Here is an 18,351-nt window from a genome sequence, read left to right as displayed (position 1 = left end):
TTACGCGGCTTCTTTCAGCTTCTGGTCGTCGTCCTTCGCGGCCTTGCCTTTGTCGGCTTTCGCCGGCGCCGCATCCGGCACCATCGCGCGCAGGCGCTCGCCGAGGAGGCGGGGTTGACTGCCGGACTGCACCGCGAGCACGCCCTCCATGAGCAGTGTCATGCGGTCGACTTCGAGATCGGCGAGCCGGCGCAGCCGGGCACCGATCGGCAGCCACAGGAAGTTGGCCGACAGCAGGCCCCAGAGGGTGGCGACGAAGGCGCTGGCGATCATCGGGCCGAGGTGGCCCGGATCGGCGAGGTTCTCGAGAACGTGGGTGAGCGAGACGACAGTGCCGATGATGCCGATGGTGGGCGCGTAGCCGCCCATGCTGGAGAAGAATTTCGCGGCGACGCGGTCTTTCTTCGACCGGGTGGCGATCTCATCTTCGAGCAGGATGCGCAGCTCGTCGCCGTCGGTTCCGTCGGCGATGTTCTGCAGAGCGCGTTTGAGGAACGGGTCGGTGACGGTGTCGGCCTCCTGCTCCATGGCGAGCAATCCACTGGTCCTGGCCTTCTCGGCGAGGGCGACGACCTGGTCGATGACCTTCTCCGGCGGCTCGACCTTGCCGCGGAAGGCTCCGGGCAGCGCCTTCATCGCCACGAAGAAGTCTTTGAGGGTTCCGCTGGCGATTCCGACGGCGATCGTCGCGCCGAAGACCAGCACCATCGGCGCCGGGATCAACAGTGCTCCGAGGCTGGCGCCCTCCATCGTGACCATGGCGACGACGGAGCCGAACGCCACGACGATGCCGATGATGGTTGCGGGATCCATTACTTCTTCCTTGCGTGAAGGGGAACGGCCCTGGCCGGTTCGGCGGCGCTCTCTTCGTCTTCGGCCGCAGAGTCTGCGGGCGGCACCAGCCCGAGTTGCGGGGTTCCGGCCGGGCGTGGCGGGGCGACCATCGGGAGGTCGTGGGCGAGTGCGATCACGCGTGCCCGGTAGGCGGCGATCTTCTCGATCACGTCTGCCATGCTCTCGGTGACGATGAACTTGGCGCCGTCGACCATGACGAGCGTCGTGTCGGGGCTGGCGTGGATGCGCTCGATGAGGTCGGGGTTGACCGCAAACTGGCTCTCGTTCAGCCGGGTGACGACGATCATGGGCGGGTGTCCTGGTCTCGGCTCCGGGTGAGCCGTCACAGGGGCACTATCGGCCGCACGCCGGTCGGCGTAAGGGGTGGCCGCGCCGGCCTCGCTACCGGATGAGCGGCAGCAGCACGGTGTCGATGATCTCTTCCATGGTCGACCGGGGCACCGGCCGCATGGTCATGAGGATCTCGTGACGGAACAGGTCGAACGGCACCGAGCGGATGCGCCGCGTGAGCGTGCGCGCATCCACTTCGCCTCGAGCGACGGCGCGGTCGAAGAGCACATCGACCGCGCTCGCCCGATCGCCGAGCAGCACGTCGCGCAGGTCGGAGGGGCTGGTGCCGGTCTCGTCGTAGAAATCGCCGAGATGGGCGCTCAGGATGGCGGCGATGCCGATGCGGGTGTCGTTGGCCGCTTCCATGACGGCGAGCAGGTCGCCGCGCAGCGTGCCGGTGTCGGGGAGGGCCGGAGCTTGGCTCTTCCGGGAGGCGTGGGCGATCGCGGCGCGGACGAGTTCGTGTTTTCCGGGCCAGCGGCGGTAGACGACCGGGCGGCTCGTGCCGGCCCGGGTTGCCACGGCGTCGATGGTGAGGGCAGCGTATCCGTTCTCGACGAGTTCGTCCCACGCGGCGTCGAGGAGGGCGTTCTCCAGTTCGGGGCCCCGGCGTCGGCGGGTCGATGCCTCCTCGATAAGATCCATTTGCGTATCTTATCGCATGCGCCTATGCTGCTGCATTAGATACAGACTCGTACCTTAAAGGAGCACGATGACCGAGAAGCAGAAGCTCGATCCCGCCGTGGTCAGGATCTCGTTCGCGGTGATCACCGGAGCATTGGCGGTGGTGTTCGACACGACGATCGTCAGCGTCGCGCTGCACACGCTCGCGACCGAACTGCACACCTCAGTCGACACCATCCAGTGGGTGAGCACGGGGTATCTGCTCGCCCTGGGCGTCACCATCCCGCTCGTCGGCTGGGCGCAGCAGCGGTTCGGCGGCAAGCGGCTGTGGATGCTGGCGCTCACCATCTTCCTGATCGGCTCCATCCTTTGCAGCATGGCCTGGGATGCGCCGAGCCTGATCGCGTTCCGCGTGCTGCAGGGAGTGGGCGGTGGCATGATGCTGCCGCTCATGTCCACCCTCGTGATGCAGGCGGCGCACGGCCAGAACCTCGGCCGGATCATGGCGACGGTGGGCCTGCCGGCCGTGCTCGGCCCGATCCTCGGCCCGGTCATCGGCGGGCTGATCCTGAGCGCGTTCGACTGGCGCTGGCTGTTCTGGGTGAACGTCCCCTTCTGCGTCGTCGGGCTCATCCTCGCCGCGACGTTGCTCCCGAAGGATGTCCCCGGCAAGAACGTCAGGCTCGACATCGTGGGGCTCGTACTGCTCTCGCCGTCGATGGTCGGCATCCTCTACGGCCTCTCGAACGTCAGCAGGGACGGGGGATTCGGTCGGCTCGACGTGCTCATTCCGCTGATCGCGGGGGTGCTGCTCCTCGTCGCGTTCGCGTTCTGGGCCGCTCGGCTGGCCGGGAGCGCACTGGTGGATGTCCGGCTGTTCCGGCATCGGCCGGTCGCCTCGGCCTCGGCGCTGATGTTCCTCTCCGGGGCGTCCCTCTACGGCGCGATGCTGCTGCTCCCGCTCTACTTCCAGGAGGTGCGGGGGATGGAGGCGCTCGGCGCCGGCCTGATGCTGGTGCCCCAGGGCATCGGCACACTGTTCAGCCGCACGCTCGCCGGCCGGCTGACGGACAGGATCGGCGCGCGCTGGGTCACGCTGGTCGGCTTCGCGATCGTCGGGATCGCCACGATCCCGTTCGCTTTCGCGACCCCGACGACGAACGAGTGGCTGCTGATGGGGGCGCTCCTGCTGCGCGGGTTCGGGCTGGGCGCCGTGACGATCCCGCTGATGGCGGTCGCGTTCGTGGGGCTGGAACGATCGGATGTGCCGCACGCGAGCGTTCTGACCCGGATCGCCCAGCAGGTCGGCGGCTCGTTCGGTGTCGCCCTGCTCGCCGTGATCCTGCAGGGAGCCGCGGTCGGTGCGCACGGCCTGGCCGGCATCGCCGACGCGTTCGACGTGGCCTTCTGGTGGGCCGTCGGCTTCACGGTGCTCGCCGTCGCGCTCTCGCTGCTTCTCCCCGCCGCGGCAGCACCCGCTCCCTCCCCGGCCGTTGCGCCCGCGCCTGCCGCCCCGCCGGCGGCGGGTGAGCTCACCGCTTCCGCGAATCCCTAACGGGTCGCAGACGGCGGCCGATAGTCGCCTTCGTGACCATCCTGCAGGCCGACCCGCGCGCCCCCGAGGCGCAGGTGTACGACTTCCGCCGGCCGACCACCCTCGCGCGCGAGCATTCCCGCGTGCTCGAGTTGGCCTTCGAGACGTTCGCCCGCCAGTGGGCGACCCAGCTCACCGCCAAGGTGCGGGTGCTCAGCCAGGTGACCTGCGAGTCGGTGGCGATGCAGACCTACGACGAGTATGCGGCGTCCCTTCCCGCCACGACGGCCATGGTGCTGTGCGAGCTCGATGGCGTGGCGCCGAAGGGCGTCATCCAGTTCCCGACGTCGGCCGCCCTCTCGTGGGTGAACGCCATGCTCGGCGGGCAGAGCGCGCCGGCGGCGGCCGAGCGCACCTTCACGCAGATCGAGCACGCGCTTGTGCGCCGGCTCATGGACGACGCCCTCGAAGACCTGCGCTACTCGCTCGGCTCGGCGCTCGCGAACCCGATCGCGGTCGACGCAATCCAGTACAACTCGCAGTTCGCCCAGGCGGCGGCGACCGCAGAGTTGATGATCGTCGCCGGGTTCGACCTCCGCGTCGGCGAGAACGTCACCACCGCCACGGTCGCCCTGCCCGCCGCGGTGCTGCTGCCGCAGCTCGGCGAGACCAACCCCACCAGCAGCGCCGACGATGCCCGCGAACTGATCGACGCTCAGCTGGCGCACGTCCCCGTGGATGTGTCGCTCCGGCTCACCCCCGCCCGCGTGAAGCCCAGTGTGGTGCTGGGGCTCGCGGTGGGCGATCTGCTGCCGTTGCCACACCCGCAACACCGACCGTTCGATCTCGCCGTGGGCGACCAGTCGGTCGCCGAGGCTGCGCTCGGGGCCAGCGGCTCCCGGCTCGCCTGCGTGATCGTGAGAACAGAGGACTGACATGAGCATGACCACCGCCGCGAACACCCGCACCGACTCGGGGACGCTCGCCCTGGCGGCGGCGCGAGCCCTCGCCGCCGTGCTGCCGACCGGAGCATCGCTGACCCCGCGCCTGCACACCGAAGGGGCCTTCGCCGGCGCGACCGGCCAGGCCGTCGCCGCGACCTTCGTCGGCGCCGTCTCGGCCGACCTCGCGGTCGTGCTCATTGAGGCACCCGCCCTGGTCGACGAAGCCGCCGACGGCTCGCCGGTCGTCGCGCTTCAGGATGTGCTCCAGCCCGCCTTGGAGGCCGCGAGCGACACCTTCGGCGCCGGTGTGCTCGACGATGCCCGGGTCGAAGACGCCGGCGACCTGTTCGCCGACCCCGAGTCCGTGGTGTTCGAGCTGGCCGGCCCCACCGGGAACGCCGGCTGGTTCGCCGTTCGGCTGCGACAGGGCGCGAGCGACCCGCGTGCATCCGTCGGTTCGTTCGCCGGCAACCTGGGTCGGATCAGCAATGTCGAGATGGCGTTGACCGTGGAGATCGGACGCACCCGCATGCCGGTGCGCGATGTGCTCGCGATGGAGCCGGGGGCCGTGATCGAGCTCGACCGTTCGGCCGGATCACCCGCCGATGTGCTGCTCAACGGCCGGCTGATCGCTCACGGCGAGATCGTCGTCGTCGACCAGGACTACGCGGTGCGCATCACCAAGATCCTCGACGCCGCCGAAGACCTGGACTGACCTGGGGGAAGGCGGGTCACGTGCGGCGCGGGGTCCAGCCGAGAGGGAGCGGGCCCGGGATGTCGGCGCGCTCGCGGTCCGCCGCGGCGGACCAGCCCTGCGCTTCTCCGACCGCGTCGAAACCGCCGCGGGCGACGCGGAAGCCGAGATCGTCGTGCCGTGCTCGCGGGGAACCGCCGCGCCGGGTGGAGGCGCGCACGCTCCACGCGTCGTCGGCGAAACCGCCCCCGCGGAAGACGCGGTAGTCGTCGTAGCGCGCCGGATCGAGCAGATTCCAGCACCACTCCCACACATTTCCGAGCGTGTCGAAGAGCCCGTTGAGGTTGGGCATCCGGCTGCCGACATCCTGGGGCGCCAACACGCCGTCGGCCCTCGTCCAGGCGATCTCGGCCAGCGGGCCGTATTGCGCGGCGGTCGAACCCGCCCGGCAGGCGTACTCCCACTCGGCTTCGGTGGGAAGGCGGAAGCCGTCGGCGTCCACGTGCCACGTGACGTCTTCTCCGTCGAAGGTGTAGGCGGGGTCGAGTCCCTCCCATTCGGAGGCGGCATTGCAGAACCGCACGGCCCGCAGCCAGCTCACGTCACTCGCCGGGCGGCGCGGATGCGGCGCGGGCTCGCCGATCAGCTCAGCGACCTGCAGCTCGGTGACCGGATACACCCCCAGTTCGAACTCCTCCAGTTCGACGCTCCACCGCCGCTTCAGACGGGCGTCGTGCAATGTCACCATTCCGGCGGGGATCGTCGCCATCTCGATGTCGGTCACCAGGGAAGCATCCCATGTCTCCCCTAACGGTCCGACCTCGCCGGCCGATAGTCGCACCCGTGGATACCCTGTTCGTCGCGCTGCGAGTGCTCGTCGTGCTCGCCGTCATCGTCGGGCTGCTTTGGTATGTGCAACGTCGCGTGACCACGGGCAAGCGCGGTGCGCGTCTGCGCCGGGGAAACGCGGTGACCGTGGTCGGGAGGCAGGGGGTGGGCGCGAAGGCGTCCGTCGTCGTCGTGGATGTTGACGGCACCCGCTTCGTGCTCGGCGTGACCGAGCGTGCAGTGAACGTGCTGCATTCGGGGGAGCGCCCCACCGATCTGGACGCCGAGGTGACCCAGCTCACCCCGGTGCGCAAGACGTTCGCCAAACCACTCGGTCGCCCCGGTGAGTCGCAGGATGCGCTCGCCACCGTGAACGCCGAACCCAGCACCACCATCAGCACCACCAGTACCGCAAGGCCTGCCGGGGCCTCGAAGACCGGCAAGCAGGACAGGCAGGATGCCGATTACTTGACTGCGCAGGGACGCGCATCCGTTTTCGACGACGCCCTGAAGGGCTCGATCCTGTCCCCTGCAACGTGGCGACAGGCGAGCTCGGCGGTGCGGCCCAAACGGTGATCGCCGCCGTGGGGCGTCTCGTGCGCTCCCCGCGTTTCGTCGTGGTGATCCTTCTGGCGCTGGTCGTCGCCGTGGCGATGGTGTTCGTCTCCGCCAACTCCGCTCACGCCGTGCTGCCGATGCCCGACCCGACACCGGTTCCGACGCCGAACGGGCCGGTCGGCCCGGGAGGGGGCTCGGGCGGCGTCACGATCGACATCAACGGCCCGAACGGCACGCCGTCCGCCGCGATCCTCACCCTTCTCGGCATCACGCTGCTATCGGTGGCACCCGCGCTGCTGCTGATGATGTCGTCGTTCACGAAGATCTTCGTGGTGCTCGCTCTCACCCGCAACGCCCTCGCATTGCCGTCGATCCCGCCCAACCAGGTGCTCGCCGGTCTCGCGCTGTTCCTCAGCCTGTTCATCATGAGTCCGGTCCTCATCGACATCAACTCGCATGCGGTGCAGCCGTACCTGGACGGTCACATCGACTTCGCGGCGGCGGTGCACGCGGCCGAGGCACCCCTGCGCGGGTTCATGCTCGCGCACGTTCGGGAAGAGGACATCGCGCTGATGACCCGCGCGGCCGGCCGGCCGAACCCGGCGAGCCCGGCGGCGGTTCCGATGCTCACGCTCATCCCGGCGTTCATGATCTCCGAGTTGCGTGCCGCGTTCATCATCGGTTTCGTCATCTTCGTGCCGTTCCTGGTGATCGACATGGTGGTGTCGGCGGCGCTGATGTCCATGGGCATGATGATGCTCCCGCCGGTGATGATCTCATTGCCGTTCAAGATCCTGCTGTTCATCCTCGTCGACGGTTGGGGGCTCGTCATCACCTCGCTGATCTCGAGCTATCGGAGCGGTTGATGGACGCCAACGCCGTTCTGGACATCGCGATGCAGGGCCTCCTGGTGACGGCCAAACTCGCGGCGCCGATCGTGATCACCGCGCTCGTCGTCGGGTTCGCCATCTCGCTCGTGCAGTCGATCACCCAGATCCAGGAGGTGACGCTCTCGTTCGTGCCGAAGGCCGCCGCAGTGGGGGTCGCCCTGCTGATCTGCGGGCACTGGATGATCTCCGAAATGATCACCTTCACCCAGGTGCTGTTCGAGAAGATCCCGTCGCTGCTGGGCGGTGGCTGATGAGCATCCCTATCGATCTGGGCATGATCGAGGCGGTCGCGCTTGCCTCCCTGCGCATGGTCGCCTTCCTGGTGATCGCGCCGCCGTTCTCGTACAACGGCATCCCCGCCCAGATCAAGGGGATGCTCGCCCTCGGTCTCGGCGTGGCCGTGGCGCCCCGCGTCTCGGTCGGGTACCGGATGGGGGACACCGGCGCGTTCTTCCTCGATCTGCTGCGGGAGCTGGCCGTCGGCGCCACCCTGGGGTTCCTGGTCTTCCTCGTGTTCGCGGCGATCCAGTCGGCGGGCAACCTCGTCGACCTGTTCGGCGGTTTCCAGTTGGCGCAGGCATTCGACCCGCAGGCGATGATCAACGGCGCCCAGTTCACCCGGCTGTTCCAGATGACGGCGCTGGCCCTGCTGTTCGCATCGGGCGGCTACCAGCTCATCATCGGCGGACTGGTGCGCTCCTACGATGCGATCCCGCTCGCCGCGGGCATCGATATGGCCGACCCCGCCAAGCAGATGGTCTCCGGGGTGACCCAGATGTTCCTCGCGGCCGTGCAGATCGCCGGGCCGCTGATCGTGGTGCTCTTCCTCGCGGATGTGGGGTTGGGACTGCTCACCCGTGTCGCGCCCGCGCTCAACGCGTTCTCGCTCGGGTTCCCGCTGAAGATCATGCTCACGATCGTGCTCTCCGCAGTGGTGTTCGTCGCCCTGCCCGGGGTCGTCGAGGGTCTCACGAGCACGGCGGTCAAGACGATGCTGGGGGTGGGCCGATGAGCGACGCGCAGGAACGCACCGAGCGGGCCACCGACAAACGCATGAAAGAGGCCCGGTCCAAGGGTCGCCTCGGCAAGTCGAACGACCTCACCGCCTGGGTGGGGGTCGGCGCCGCCGCGCTGATGCTGCCGTTCACGATCGACCGGGGCAGCAGGGCCGGGATCGACCAGCTGTTCACGGTGACGAATGTGATCGAGAACCCCGACCCCGCGCGAGCCCTGGGCGCGCTCGGCGACGGCCTGGGCAGCATCCTCGTCACTCTCGGCCCGCTGCTGATCGTGACCGCTCTCGCCGTGGTCGCCGGTGCGGCCGCCCAGGGCGGCATCCATCTCAAGAAGCTGCAGGGCAAGTACGAGCAGTTCAACGTCGTCGCCGGTCTCGGCCGGCTGTTCGGGATGCGCGCCCTCTGGGAGGGCGCGAAGACCCTGTTGAAGTCCGCGGTCGTCTCCATCGGATTGGTGCTCGTCATTCAGGGGCTCATGCCGGTGCTGCTGACGGCCGGCAGCCTGTCGCTGAACGCCCTTCTCGAGGCAGCGACGAGCGGGGCGACCGGGTTGCTGCGGGCGGCGGTCGGCGCCGGCCTCGTGCTTGCCGGTCTCGATGTGTTCGTGGTGATGCGCCGCAACCGCAAGCACACGCGCATGACGAAGCGCGAAGTGCGCGACGAGAACAAGAACACCGACGGCGACCCGCTGGTGAAGTCGCACCGGCGCTCCCGTCAGCTGGCCATGAGCCGCAACCGCATGATCGCGAGCATCGGCGGCTCGGATGTGGTGCTCGTCAACCCGACGCACATCGCGGTGGCCATCAAATACGAGCCGGGCAAGTCGGCACCACGGGTGGTGGCGAAAGGCGCGGGCGCGATCGCGTTGCGCATCCGGGAGAAGGCCGAGGAGGAGCGCGTGCCGATCGTCAAAGATGTGGCGCTGGCGCGGGCGCTGCACAGCAGCTGCCGGCTCGGCGACGAGATCCCCGTCGAGCTGTACAACTCGGTCGCCCGGGTGCTCGCCTTCGTGATGTCGCTGAAGGCCCGCGGTTCCGCGCACGGAATCCACACGATGATGCCGCAGGCGCCGGTCACCGCCGCCGCGGCCGCTGGAGGGAACGAGAGATGAAGTCGACGACCGCGAAAGTGTCGGTGCCGATCGGTGTCGTCGGCATCATCATGTTGCTGGTGGTGCCGGTTCCCGCCTGGCTGCTCGACTCCCTCATCATCGTCAACATCATGCTGGCGCTGGTGATCCTGTTGACCACGATGTTCGTGAAGAAGCCCCTGGACTTCTCGGTGTTCCCGTCGCTGTTGCTGGTGGCCACGCTGTTCCGGCTCGGCCTGAACGTCGCCTCCACCCGGCTCGTGCTGGGCGACGGCTACGCCGGGCAGGTCATCCAGGCCTTCGGGCATGTGGCGGTGGGCGGCTCGATCATCATCGGCGCGGTGGTGTTCCTGATCCTCATCGTCATCCAGTTCATCGTCGTCACGAAGGGCGCGGAGCGCGTCGCCGAGGTGGGTGCACGGTTCACTCTCGACGCGATGCCGGGCAAGCAGATGGCGATCGACGCCGACCTGAACGCCGGGCTCATCAGCGAGGATCAGGCTCGCGCGCGTCGCGCCGAGGTGTCGGCTGAGGCCGACTTCTACGGCGCGATGGACGGTGCTTCGAAGTTCGTGAAGGGGGATGCGATCGCGGGCATCCTCATCATCGTCATCAACGTGGTCGGCGGTATCGCGATCGGCATGGTGCAGCGAGGCATGGAGATCGGCGACGCCGTCAACTCCTACACGCTGTTGACGATCGGCGACGGTCTCGTCACGCAGATCCCCGCCCTGCTCATGGCCGTCTCGACCGGCATGATCGTCACCCGCTCCAACGCGGAGAGCGACATCGGCACGACTGCCGGCGGCCAGCTGAGCCAGTCGCGCAACGCCCTCACGATCGCCGGATGCGCGGCCATCGTGATGGCTCTCATCCCGGGCATGCCGCCCATCCCGTTCGTGCTGGTCGGCGCCTTCCTCGTGCTGGCAGCGCAGCGGATCAAGACGAAGCAGGCGGCCGAGAAGAAAGCCGAGGCGGCCAAGGCCGCGGTGGCGAACGCCGGCGCCCCCGACACCTCGGACGACCTGTTCGAGCAGATGCGCGTGCACGCGCTCGAGATCACGCTCGCGCCCGACCTGGTCGACATCGTGAGCGGATCGTCAGACGACCTGCTCGCCCGCGTGCGGGCGTTGCGCCGCAAGATCGCGCTCGACCTCGGCATCATCGTGCCGCCGGTGCGCACCCGCGACAGCGCCGACCTGCCGCCATCGACCTATGTGATCAAGATTGCCGGCATCGAGGCGGGTCGCGGTCAGGCACCGTCGGGCCGCGTGCTGGCGCTGGGCGACGCCCTGGATGCTCTGCCCGGCACGCCCACCGTCGAGCCGGTGTTCGGGCTCGGGGCCAAGTGGATTCCGAGCGAGATGCGGCACAGTGCCGAGCTGGGCGGAGCCACCGTGATCGACCGGGTCTCCGTGCTGATCACCCACCTCTCCTCGATCATCACGGAGAACGCCGCCCGACTGCTCACCCGGGAGGATGTGCGCCAGCTCACCGAGGGCGTCAAACAGGTCAATCCGTCGGCGGTCGACGAGCTCATCCCGAACCTGCTCACCCTGGCCGAAGTGCAACGGGTGCTGCAGGGGATGCTCGCCGAGCAGGTGGCGATCAACGATCTGCCGCGCATCCTCGAGGCGCTCGCCCTGCGGGCGAAGGTCTCGAACGACCCGGAGGGGCTGGTGGAGGTGGCGCGCTCGGCGCTCGGGCCGGCCATCGTCGCCCCGCATCTCGATGGCGGGGCGCTCCGCGTGATCATGATCGATCCCGGACTGGAGCAGGCGATGCTCGAGGGGCTGCGTCCGGCCGAGCTCGGCACGCAGATCGTGCTCGATCCGACCCGCCTGGAGGCCGTGATCGGCTCCCTGAAGCAGACGGCGTCGGCCCTCGACGATGCCGGGGTGGCCGCCGTGCTCGTCTGCGCGCCCGCGCTCCGTCCGGCCGTGCGCCGACTGGTCTCCGGGCAGCTGAGCGGGCTCGCGGTGCTCTCCTATCAGGAGGTGACGGCCGTGCAGACGGCCATCGAGACGGTGGGGGTGGTGCGTGTTGCGGAGCCGATCGCGGCCTGAATGGTTCGGCGTCGCACCCGGATCTGACCCAGACGGCGCCCCCGGCGTCGACCCTGCCGAACCGATGCTCCCCGCCGTCTCGACCAGCAGTCTTGCATTCCAGTCGATCCTCGACGATCTGGTGCGCACGGTCGGCGAAGTGGAGGCCGAAGCGCCTCTCGGCACGGCGCCCGCTGGGGGTGTCGGCGCCCCGGAATCGGATATCGGTGCCGGGCTCGGCGCGGAACAGCGAACCGCTGCACGAATCCCGCCGCGAACCGGGCCGCAGCCGACATCGGCCCCGCTGCGCGTTCCCCCGCCACCACCCGCCCTGCTGCGGGCGCGCGGCGACCTCACCCTTGTGGTCGGCCTCGGCCCTGACGCCCTGGCCGCCGCGCGGGAGCTCGCCGCCGACATCGGCGACGCGGAGGTGCGCCCGGGCGGCAGCTCGCGCGCCGCTGCACCGCGGGCGGACGACCGGCGCGGGGCGTTGCGGGCGCGCGCCGACGGGGTGCGCCGGGAACGGGCGATCGTGGTGGCCTACGGCCTCAGTGGCGCGGCGGCCGCGGTGGCCGACATCGCCGAAAGCCTGGCCGGTATCGAACCCGACCAGGTGTGGGCGGCCGTCGACTCTTCGCGCAAGACGGAGGACACGGCGGGCTGGGTGCGTGCCGTCGACGCAGTGCTGGCGGTCGACGGACTCGTCGTCTCCGGTGCGGCACTCACGGCGACGCCGGAGACGGTGCGGGGGCTCGGCATCCCGGTGCGATGGATCGACGGTGCACCGGGCGGGATAGGCTGAGGGAATGCTGGTATTGACGAGGAAGCCCGGTGAGCGCATCCTCATCGGCGACGATATCGTCGTGACGATCCTGGATGCCCGCGGCGACGGCATCCGCATCGGCATCGATGCGCCGCGCGGCGTCCGCATCCAGCGCGACGAGGTGATCCGGGCGGTCACGGAGGCCAACCAGGAGGCCAGCACATCGGCCGCCACCACCGACGACGCCGAATCCCTCATCAAGAAGTCTCTCGGCCTGTAGCCGGAACCTCCCCGCGTTCCTCACCCGGTCGTGTACGAGACCGACCCGGACATCCCGCACGTGCTCCGGCTCGCCGCCGACGGGCGCACGAACGCGGCCATCGGCGCCGAGCTCGTCATCGGCGAGGCGACGGTGAAGACCTGCCTGAGCCGTGACCGGCCCCGGCGTCACTTCACCGGCGCGTCGTCCACGCCGGCCGGAGCGGTCGCGTCCAGCTCGTCGGGCAGTTCCAGCGGTCGTCGGCTGAAGTACGCCTTGCCCTTCTTCCAGAACAGGATCATCGGAACGATCCCGAGCGCCAGAGCACCGATGCCGATGACGACGACGATCGTGTCGAGTGACGGGATGGAGACCACGAAGATCCAGACCATGAACAGCGCGCCGAGGGCGGGCCACAGGCCGATGAAGATGAAGTTCTTCACCGACTTGAAGATGATCTTGCGATACGCCACCACCACGGCGATGCCGGCCAGCGCGTAGTAGAACGCGATCTGCAGTCCGATCGAACTGATCGCATTGTTGAGGATCTCGCCGATGCTGCCGAGGAAGTTCGATCCGATGAAGAGCACGAGCGAGACGCCGACGACGACGAGGGTCGCGAACGCGGGGGTGCGCCATTTCGGGTGCGAGTGGCCGAAGGCGGCGGGGATGGTGTGGTCGCGTCCCATGGCGAACAGCGTGCGGGTCACCTGGATGAGCGTGGTCTCGAGCGTCGCGATCGTGGAGAGCATCACGGCGACGATCAGGATCTTCCCGCCGACACCCGGCCAGATCACCTCGCCGAGCACGCCGAGCACGTTACCGCCGTTGGCCTCGATGGTTTTCGCGGGAGCATCACGAGCGTCGCGATGGTGAACACCTCGAACAGCACGAACACGATGATCACGCCGATGATGCCGCCCATCCCGGCGCTCTTGTGGCCGTCTTTGGTCTCCTCGTTGAGGTTCGAGGCCACATCCCAGCCCCAGTAGTAGAAGGCCGCGACGAGCGCGGCCGCCACGAAAGCCCGGGGCCGGTGAAGTGCGCGAACGACAGCCAGTCCCACGAGAACGACGGGCCGGCGTGCGCGCTCGTCGAGGCCCTGATGATGGCGACGATGGCGAACACGAAGAGGATGGCCACCTCCACGAGCGACATGATCCACTGTGCCCGGGCGGTGATCCGCACGCCGAATAGTACGCAGGCCGCCATGACGAGGAACCACACCGCGCCGATCGCGGTGACCAATCCCACATTGCCGGAGTTCTCGGGGCTGAACAGCGCCACCGTCATCGCGCCGGCGGGAAGTGCGCCGGCGACCATGAAGATCGTGGCCGAGACGACGAGCGCCCAGCCGGAGAAGAACCCGAGGATGGGGTGCAGCGCCCGACCGACCCAGGAGTATGCGGCGCCGGCGTTCACATCCGCTCGGCCGAGGTACATGAAGGCCCAGGCGATGCCGAGCATAGGGAGCCCGCACCAGAGCAGCGCAGCCGGGCTGGCGAGTCCGGCAGCGGCGACGAGGGTGGCCGTGGTCGCGGCGATCGAGTAGGCCGGAGCGCTGCCGGCGACCGCCATCACGATGGAGCCCGCGGCGCTCACGCCATCGGCCTGAAGCTTGTGTTCGTGCGGTTCTTGCGGTGCCCCGGTGGGGCTCGAGGTCGCGGTGTCGACGTCAGCCATGTCTCTCCCTGTACTGCGGTGTACGGATGTTCTGCGCGAACGCTAGCACCACGCATCCCTTGAGACCAACAAGTTTGTACGGATTCGATGGCTTCTTGTAAAGATCACGGCCCATAACGGCTGTCGTCATAAGGGATTGCAACTGATATCGAAGACCTCAGCGGAATGTGCGTCAGCGCGGCAGAATGAGCCTATGGCCGAGATCCGAACAGAGCGCGGGCTGGACAGACTCGTCAACTTCTCGGATGCGACCGTCGCCATCGCGATCACCATCCTGATCCTGCCCCTCGTCGACGTCTCGTCCAAGATCACGGACATGACGCTGTGGGAATTCCTCCGCACGAACAGCGGCGAGGTGATCGGCTTCGTCATCTCGTTCTGGGTGATCGGCCGGTTCTGGATGGTGCACCATCGCGTGTTCGAGTGGGTAGACAGCTACTCGACCGGGCTGCTCTGGGCGAACCTGCTCTGGATGGCCGGCATCGTCACCGTACCGTTCGCCGCGAATCTGCTCGCGAATGCTCAGAACGGGCGAGGGGATGTGTACGGCTTCTACATCGGGAGCATGGTCGTCACCAGCGGCGCGATGGTGCTCATCGAGTACCTCCTGATGCGCAACCCGGCCCTCCTCACCGAGCGGGGGCGGGGGCAGGTCGATCTGGTGCGGGCCTGCTGCGCGCCGCTGCTGCTGCTGGTCGCCACCGTGCTGGCGTCGCTCTACCCGAACGTCGGCATGTTCTGGGTGCTGCTGATGCTGCTCTCCACGCCGCTCTACCTGCTGCTCAACCGGGTGTTCGGTCGCCGGGGTTCACAGAGCGGGTCGTGAGGGTTATCGTCGGCCACAGACAGCGGTAGGAGAACTCATGCGACCCCGATTCCTCGTCATCCTCGTCATCGCCGGCGTGGCCTACGTTCTTGGCGCTCGCGCCGGGCGCGAACGCTACGAGCAGATGAAGGGGGCCGTCACCTCGTTCTGGAACGACCCGACGGTCAAGCAGGCTCGCAAAGACACGACCCGCGAAGCGCAGAAGGCGCGCAAGGCGGTGCAGCGCAAGCTGCGCTGACGCGTCGGCGCAGAGATCTCAGGGTTGGTCGGTCTCGGTGTAGTCCCCCTGCTCTTCGTTCGCCGGCGCCTCTTCGGCGTCGTCCGAGTCGACATAGCTGCCCTCGGTCTCGGCTTCCGGGCCGGGGAAGTCGTCGGATTCGGTGTACTGCCCGTGCACCGTCCGCTCGATGGGCCCCTCCCCATCGCTCTCGGTGTACGTGCCTTCCAGATTCTCCCGGTCGTCGCCGGTCTGCTCGTCCATCGCGCTCATCGTGGCTCCTTCAGAATTGGCCTTCCGACGGCGGCGCAGACCGCGCCCACCGGCGGGCGTGAGGCGACTCTACGCCGGCGGGCGCGGCCGGGCTAGGCGCGGGCGGCGCACGTTCGTGCAGCCCTGGACGATCGTTCCCCGATCCCGGTGGACGAGGAATCGCGGGCGGGAGTATTGTTCGCCCATCATGACGAATGCCGCGCAGGATGGGCCGCGGATCCTCGAACTCCGCATCCACGGGATCAAGAACACACCGCCCAGCGAAATGCTCGGCATCCCCGCCGCGCAATTGCGGCTCGACCAGGGGGACGATGAGGGCGGCTTCTGGATCTCGACCGCGCCGCCGGGGGATCCCGCCGACCCCGCCACGCCGCCGGTCGGCGTTCGGCGCGAGGCCTATTCCTGGGGTGCGATGGCGCGCTCCGACGGGGGGGCCCTCTTCGTGATCGGGCAGTTCTTCGTGCAGGTCGCCTGGCTGCTCCTGTTGCCTTTCGGCCTCTGCAACACGGCGTATTGGGCGCGCGAGATCCCGATCCAGCGAGGCAGTAACGAGTGGCGAGCGGGCCGCGGCGCCTCTTCCCTGCGGGTGTTCGCCCTCGGGCTCACGCTGCTCTACGTCTGCGCCCTCGCATCGGTGAGTCTCGATCTCGTCGGCTCGCAGTGCCTGGGCGACGGCAAATCCTGCCCGGCGCTTCCGAACGCGCTCACCACCTTCTTCGACTCTGTGGCGCCGGAGCGCGGCCCCCGGCTCGCGATCCTGTCGCTGCTTCCGCTCGCCGGGGTTTTCGTGCTCTTCCTCGTATCGCACCATGCCCGGATGCGCTACGAGGCCGGCATCTTCGAGACGGTCACGGCGATGCGCGCCGGCGGGGGCGCGCGCCGCCGCCCCCTCGCCTCGGACGGGTTCTGGGATCAGGCGCGTGTCGGCGCCCCGACGGAATGGCTCCACCTCGCCGCCTCCTTCCTGCTCGTAGCGTTGCTGCTCGGCTGGGACAGGGTGTTCGCGGGGAGCGCGGGCTGCGGCGCCCTGAATACCTTCTTCGTGCCGGGCAACGCCTGCCTCGACCTCGCCTCCGGTCCGCTCAGTGCCGCACTGCTGCCCGGCATCGGTATGCTCGCCGCGGCGGCCGGGCTCATCGTGGTCGTCGTGCGGATCGCGGCCGCCGCGGACACCGTGCCGAAGACCACTGATGCCGCACAGCGCGAGCGGCTGGCGCGCCGCAAACAGCACACCCGGGAGCGGTTCGCCGGCGTGCTCCTGGCGGCCGCGATCGTCGTGTTCGGTTTCACCGCCGGTGTCGTCGCCGCGGCGGGCGACTACCACGAGACTGCCGGCGATCGCGAGTTCTTGGGTCTCGTCGCGGCACCGTCCATCCTGCTCGGCGCGCTGCTGGCGATCGCCGTGTCAGCCCTGGGGTGGCGCCGCGGTGTACCGCGATGGCTGTCGATCGCAGTGGTGACCGTGTCCGGGTCGGCCCTGCTCGTGGCCGTGTCTCAGGCAGACGAGGGCGGCATCCCGAGGATCGTCGCGTTCGCGGTCGCCGGTACCGCTGCTCTCGCGCTGCTGCTGCTGATCGTCTTCGTTCCCGTTGCCCGCCGCCGCACATTCCGTTACCAGGGCTGGCGCGGCACCGGGCCGGGTGTGCTGCTGTTGCTGTCGCTGGGTGGCGCGATGATCCTCTCCACGCTGCTGGTGCTGGGGGTGGAGACCTGGCTGGAGACGGGAGGCAAGCCCTCCGGCGCGTCCGCGGCCGCCGCTCTCGGCCGGCTCACGCCCCCGGCCGCCTTCCGTGACTTCGGCGTGATCCTGCCCCTGCTGGCACTGCTGCTGCTGACGCTCGTGGCCGTGATGGTGTTCCTCCGGCTGGTGCGCGTGCCGCAGCTGACCACGCCGCACACCGGCGGCGGTCGGCCGCTGCGCTACCCCCTCACCGACTACAAGGACGGTCGGGTGCCGTTCGTGAGCGATGCGGGCAAGCTGTCGATGAAGATGCTGCGCGCTCGCCGGTTCGCGGCGATGTTCCATCGTGGTGAGCCCGTTCTCGGATTTCTCGCGATCCTGCTGGCCGTCGGGTTCGTGTTCGCTCTCACCGTGCACATCGACCTGGCGCTCTGGCGCAGCTATCAGGCGCTCGTCGTCACGGTGCTGGGGGTGATCGCGGTGGCGGCCGTGGTGATGGTGGCCGGCAACGCCGCCACCAAGAAGGAACGACCGCTCGGCGTCATGTGGGATCTCATCTGCTTCCTGCCACGGGCCGGGCATCCCTTCGGTCCGCCCTGTTATGCCGAGCGCGTGGTGCCCGAGCTGCGACAGCGCACGCTCGCCTGGCTCGGCCCGGAGGGCCTCACCCACCGCGGCGAGCGCACGGTGATCTTCAGCGCTCACAGCCTCGGCGGGGTGCTGGCCGTGGCCTGCCTGTTCACCCTGCAGCCGGAGACGAGGGTCGCCGTCGACAATGTCGGCCTGCTCACCTACGGAACCCAGCTGCGGGTCTACTTCGGGCGTTTCTGGCCGGAGCTCTTCGGGCCGGGAGCCCTCGGGACGCGTCCCCAATCGGCACCGTCGCTCTGGCGCGCCGACCCCTGGTACCGGCAGGTCATCGAAGACCATCGCGACGACGACGACGTGGTCGCCGCCCGCGCCCGCACGGCATCGGATGCGGACGACCCCACCCTGCGCGGCCTGCTCACCCAGCCGTCGGGCGCGGTGGCGTGGTTCAACCTGTGGCGCCGCACCGACTATCTCGGGTTCCCCGACCACAGTCACAAGGCGAATGAGATCGACAGCGGGGCCGACGAGTTCGGGCCGGCTGAGTATCTGGTGCAGGTGGCGACCCATCCGGGCTATCAGTCATCGGCGCAGTACGTCGCAAACCTGCACCGCATGATCGACCTGCTTTAGACCGTCGCGGAGCACCGAAC

At 68.8% G+C, this 18,351-nt stretch carries 21 protein-coding genes; 14 read left to right on the top strand and 7 right to left on the bottom strand.

Translation table 11 applies throughout. From position 1 onward, the window contains the following. From K5L49_RS11620 to K5L49_RS11610, 3 genes are all read right to left on the bottom strand, one after another. Nucleotides 1-813, bottom strand: coding sequence for a motility protein A (locus tag K5L49_RS11620; protein ID WP_223692916.1), 813 nt, complete (start codon nt 811-813; stop codon nt 1-3). After that, a complete protein-coding gene (locus K5L49_RS11615) occupies nt 813-1,142 on the bottom strand; it encodes a flagellar FlbD family protein (RefSeq protein ID WP_223692913.1) in 330 nt (109 codons plus the stop codon). Before K5L49_RS11615 ends, K5L49_RS11620 begins: the two co-directional genes overlap by 1 nt. Nucleotides 1,143-1,236: 94 nt before the next feature. Further along, nucleotides 1,237-1,830: a TetR/AcrR family transcriptional regulator gene (locus K5L49_RS11610; protein WP_223692912.1), complete on the bottom strand. Its 594-nt coding sequence runs from the start codon at nt 1,828-1,830 to the stop codon at nt 1,237-1,239. Nucleotides 1,831-1,897: 67 nt separating this feature from the next. Here K5L49_RS11610 and K5L49_RS11605 point away from each other — a divergent pair, with 67 nt between their 5' ends. From K5L49_RS11605 to fliN, 3 genes are read left to right on the top strand one after another with little or no spacing between them, the layout of a single operon-like run. After that, complete coding sequence (locus K5L49_RS11605; RefSeq protein ID WP_223692910.1) at nt 1,898-3,364, top strand: MDR family MFS transporter; 1,467 nt, start codon at nt 1,898-1,900, stop codon at nt 3,362-3,364. Between the two features lie 32 nt (nt 3,365-3,396). Next, nucleotides 3,397-4,278 (top strand): flagellar motor switch protein FliM, encoded by an 882-nt coding sequence (locus K5L49_RS11600; RefSeq protein ID WP_223692908.1) that lies wholly within the window; start codon nt 3,397-3,399, stop codon nt 4,276-4,278. A gap of 1 nt (nt 4,279) precedes the next feature. Then, the gene (gene fliN / locus K5L49_RS11595; RefSeq protein ID WP_223692906.1) at nt 4,280-5,002 is read left to right on the top strand and encodes a flagellar motor switch protein FliN; all 723 of its coding nucleotides are present in this window, start codon (nt 4,280-4,282) and stop codon (nt 5,000-5,002) included. Nucleotides 5,003-5,018: 16 nt separating this feature from the next. Here the strand turns inward: fliN and K5L49_RS11590 are convergent, their stop codons facing one another. Beyond that, nucleotides 5,019-5,765, bottom strand: coding sequence for a formylglycine-generating enzyme family protein (locus tag K5L49_RS11590; protein WP_223692905.1), 747 nt, complete (start codon nt 5,763-5,765; stop codon nt 5,019-5,021). 59 nt (nt 5,766-5,824) lie between these two features. On the opposite strand from K5L49_RS11590, the gene K5L49_RS11585 reads away from it, so the two are divergent. The 8 genes from K5L49_RS11585 (at nt 5,825) to K5L49_RS11550 (ending at nt 12,451) form a co-directional block, all read left to right on the top strand. After that, on the top strand, nt 5,825-6,385 hold the full coding sequence (locus K5L49_RS11585) for a FliO/MopB family protein (RefSeq protein WP_223692903.1): 561 nt from the start codon (nt 5,825-5,827) through the stop codon (nt 6,383-6,385). A gap of 77 nt (nt 6,386-6,462) precedes the next feature. Beyond that, complete coding sequence (gene fliP, locus K5L49_RS11580) at nt 6,463-7,233, top strand: flagellar type III secretion system pore protein FliP (protein ID WP_223695291.1); 771 nt, start codon at nt 6,463-6,465, stop codon at nt 7,231-7,233. Next, on the top strand, nt 7,233-7,508 hold the full coding sequence (gene fliQ / locus K5L49_RS11575; protein ID WP_223692901.1) for a flagellar biosynthesis protein FliQ: 276 nt from the start codon (nt 7,233-7,235) through the stop codon (nt 7,506-7,508). Before fliP ends, fliQ begins: the two co-directional genes overlap by 1 nt. Beyond that, nucleotides 7,508-8,269, top strand: a complete 762-nt coding sequence (locus K5L49_RS11570; RefSeq protein WP_223692900.1) for a flagellar biosynthetic protein FliR — start codon at nt 7,508-7,510, stop codon at nt 8,267-8,269. The genes fliQ and K5L49_RS11570 overlap by 1 nt, the downstream gene beginning before the upstream one ends. Then, nucleotides 8,266-9,384 carry an EscU/YscU/HrcU family type III secretion system export apparatus switch protein gene (locus tag K5L49_RS11565; RefSeq protein ID WP_223692898.1) on the top strand — a complete coding sequence of 373 codons (1,119 nt, stop codon included), beginning with the start codon at nt 8,266-8,268 and terminating at the stop codon, nt 9,382-9,384. The genes K5L49_RS11570 and K5L49_RS11565 overlap by 4 nt, the downstream gene beginning before the upstream one ends. Continuing rightward, complete coding sequence (locus tag K5L49_RS11560) at nt 9,381-11,429, top strand: flagellar biosynthesis protein FlhA (RefSeq protein WP_223692897.1); 2,049 nt, start codon at nt 9,381-9,383, stop codon at nt 11,427-11,429. Before K5L49_RS11565 ends, K5L49_RS11560 begins: the two co-directional genes overlap by 4 nt. A gap of 64 nt (nt 11,430-11,493) precedes the next feature. Further along, nucleotides 11,494-12,210: a hypothetical protein gene (locus tag K5L49_RS11555; protein WP_223692895.1), complete on the top strand. Its 717-nt coding sequence runs from the start codon at nt 11,494-11,496 to the stop codon at nt 12,208-12,210. Nucleotides 12,211-12,214: 4 nt separating this feature from the next. Then, nucleotides 12,215-12,451 (top strand): carbon storage regulator, encoded by a 237-nt coding sequence (locus K5L49_RS11550; RefSeq protein WP_223692893.1) that lies wholly within the window; start codon nt 12,215-12,217, stop codon nt 12,449-12,451. A 167-nt stretch (nt 12,452-12,618) separates the two neighbouring features. On the opposite strand, the gene K5L49_RS11545 is transcribed toward K5L49_RS11550, so the two are convergent. Both K5L49_RS11545 and K5L49_RS11540 read right to left on the bottom strand, forming a co-directional pair. Next, nucleotides 12,619-13,248 carry a hypothetical protein gene (locus K5L49_RS11545; RefSeq protein WP_308116538.1) on the bottom strand — a complete coding sequence of 210 codons (630 nt, stop codon included), beginning with the start codon at nt 13,246-13,248 and terminating at the stop codon, nt 12,619-12,621. An 85-nt stretch (nt 13,249-13,333) separates the two neighbouring features. Then, nucleotides 13,334-14,113: an amino acid permease gene (locus K5L49_RS11540; RefSeq protein WP_223692891.1), complete on the bottom strand. Its 780-nt coding sequence runs from the start codon at nt 14,111-14,113 to the stop codon at nt 13,334-13,336. A gap of 193 nt (nt 14,114-14,306) precedes the next feature. Here K5L49_RS11540 and K5L49_RS11535 point away from each other — a divergent pair, with 193 nt between their 5' ends. After that, nucleotides 14,307-14,939 (top strand): TMEM175 family protein, encoded by a 633-nt coding sequence (locus K5L49_RS11535; protein ID WP_223692889.1) that lies wholly within the window; start codon nt 14,307-14,309, stop codon nt 14,937-14,939. A gap of 37 nt (nt 14,940-14,976) precedes the next feature. After that, entirely contained in the window at nt 14,977-15,177 is a 201-nt protein-coding gene (locus K5L49_RS11530; protein ID WP_223692887.1) for a hypothetical protein, read from the top strand. 18 nt (nt 15,178-15,195) lie between these two features. Here the strand turns inward: K5L49_RS11530 and K5L49_RS11525 are convergent, their stop codons facing one another. Further along, nucleotides 15,196-15,429: a hypothetical protein gene (locus K5L49_RS11525; RefSeq protein ID WP_223692886.1), complete on the bottom strand. Its 234-nt coding sequence runs from the start codon at nt 15,427-15,429 to the stop codon at nt 15,196-15,198. A gap of 187 nt (nt 15,430-15,616) precedes the next feature. Between K5L49_RS11525 and K5L49_RS11520 the strand changes: the two genes are divergently transcribed. Further along, nucleotides 15,617-18,331, top strand: a complete 2,715-nt coding sequence (locus K5L49_RS11520; RefSeq protein WP_223692884.1) for a hypothetical protein — start codon at nt 15,617-15,619, stop codon at nt 18,329-18,331. Nucleotides 18,332-18,351: the final 20 nt, after the last annotated feature.

The sequence above is a fragment of the Leifsonia poae genome, from assembly GCF_020009625.1.
Taxonomy (GTDB): Bacteria; Actinomycetota; Actinomycetes; order Actinomycetales; family Microbacteriaceae; genus Leifsonia; species Leifsonia poae_A.
The sequence above is the reverse complement of the archived record's forward strand: the minus strand, read 5'-3'. Positions and strand labels throughout refer to the sequence as shown.

Bases quoted from the DNA above. Each gene is read 5' to 3' on its own strand.
- K5L49_RS11620 (WP_223692916.1), bottom strand. From the start codon at position 813: ATGGATCCCGCAACCATCATCGGCATCGTCGTGGCGTTCGGCTCCGTC.
- K5L49_RS11615 (WP_223692913.1), bottom strand. From the start codon at position 1,142: ATGATCGTCGTCACCCGGCTGAACGAGAGCCAGTTTGCGGTCAACCCC.
- K5L49_RS11610 (WP_223692912.1), bottom strand. From the start codon at position 1,830: ATGGATCTTATCGAGGAGGCATCGACCCGCCGACGCCGGGGCCCCGAA.
- K5L49_RS11605 (WP_223692910.1), top strand. From the start codon at position 1,898: ATGACCGAGAAGCAGAAGCTCGATCCCGCCGTGGTCAGGATCTCGTTC.
- fliN (WP_223692906.1), top strand. From the start codon at position 4,280: ATGAGCATGACCACCGCCGCGAACACCCGCACCGACTCGGGGACGCTC.
- fliP (WP_223695291.1), top strand. From the start codon at position 6,463: ATGGTGTTCGTCTCCGCCAACTCCGCTCACGCCGTGCTGCCGATGCCC.
- fliQ (WP_223692901.1), top strand. From the start codon at position 7,233: ATGGACGCCAACGCCGTTCTGGACATCGCGATGCAGGGCCTCCTGGTG.
- K5L49_RS11570 (WP_223692900.1), top strand. From the start codon at position 7,508: ATGAGCATCCCTATCGATCTGGGCATGATCGAGGCGGTCGCGCTTGCC.
- K5L49_RS11565 (WP_223692898.1), top strand. From the start codon at position 8,266: ATGAGCGACGCGCAGGAACGCACCGAGCGGGCCACCGACAAACGCATG.
- K5L49_RS11560 (WP_223692897.1), top strand. From the start codon at position 9,381: ATGAAGTCGACGACCGCGAAAGTGTCGGTGCCGATCGGTGTCGTCGGC.
- K5L49_RS11555 (WP_223692895.1), top strand. From the start codon at position 11,494: ATGCTCCCCGCCGTCTCGACCAGCAGTCTTGCATTCCAGTCGATCCTC.
- K5L49_RS11550 (WP_223692893.1), top strand. From the start codon at position 12,215: ATGCTGGTATTGACGAGGAAGCCCGGTGAGCGCATCCTCATCGGCGAC.
- K5L49_RS11540 (WP_223692891.1), bottom strand. From the start codon at position 14,113: ATGGCTGACGTCGACACCGCGACCTCGAGCCCCACCGGGGCACCGCAA.
- K5L49_RS11535 (WP_223692889.1), top strand. From the start codon at position 14,307: ATGGCCGAGATCCGAACAGAGCGCGGGCTGGACAGACTCGTCAACTTC.
- K5L49_RS11530 (WP_223692887.1), top strand. From the start codon at position 14,977: ATGCGACCCCGATTCCTCGTCATCCTCGTCATCGCCGGCGTGGCCTAC.
- K5L49_RS11525 (WP_223692886.1), bottom strand. From the start codon at position 15,429: ATGAGCGCGATGGACGAGCAGACCGGCGACGACCGGGAGAATCTGGAA.
- K5L49_RS11520 (WP_223692884.1), top strand. From the start codon at position 15,617: ATGACGAATGCCGCGCAGGATGGGCCGCGGATCCTCGAACTCCGCATC.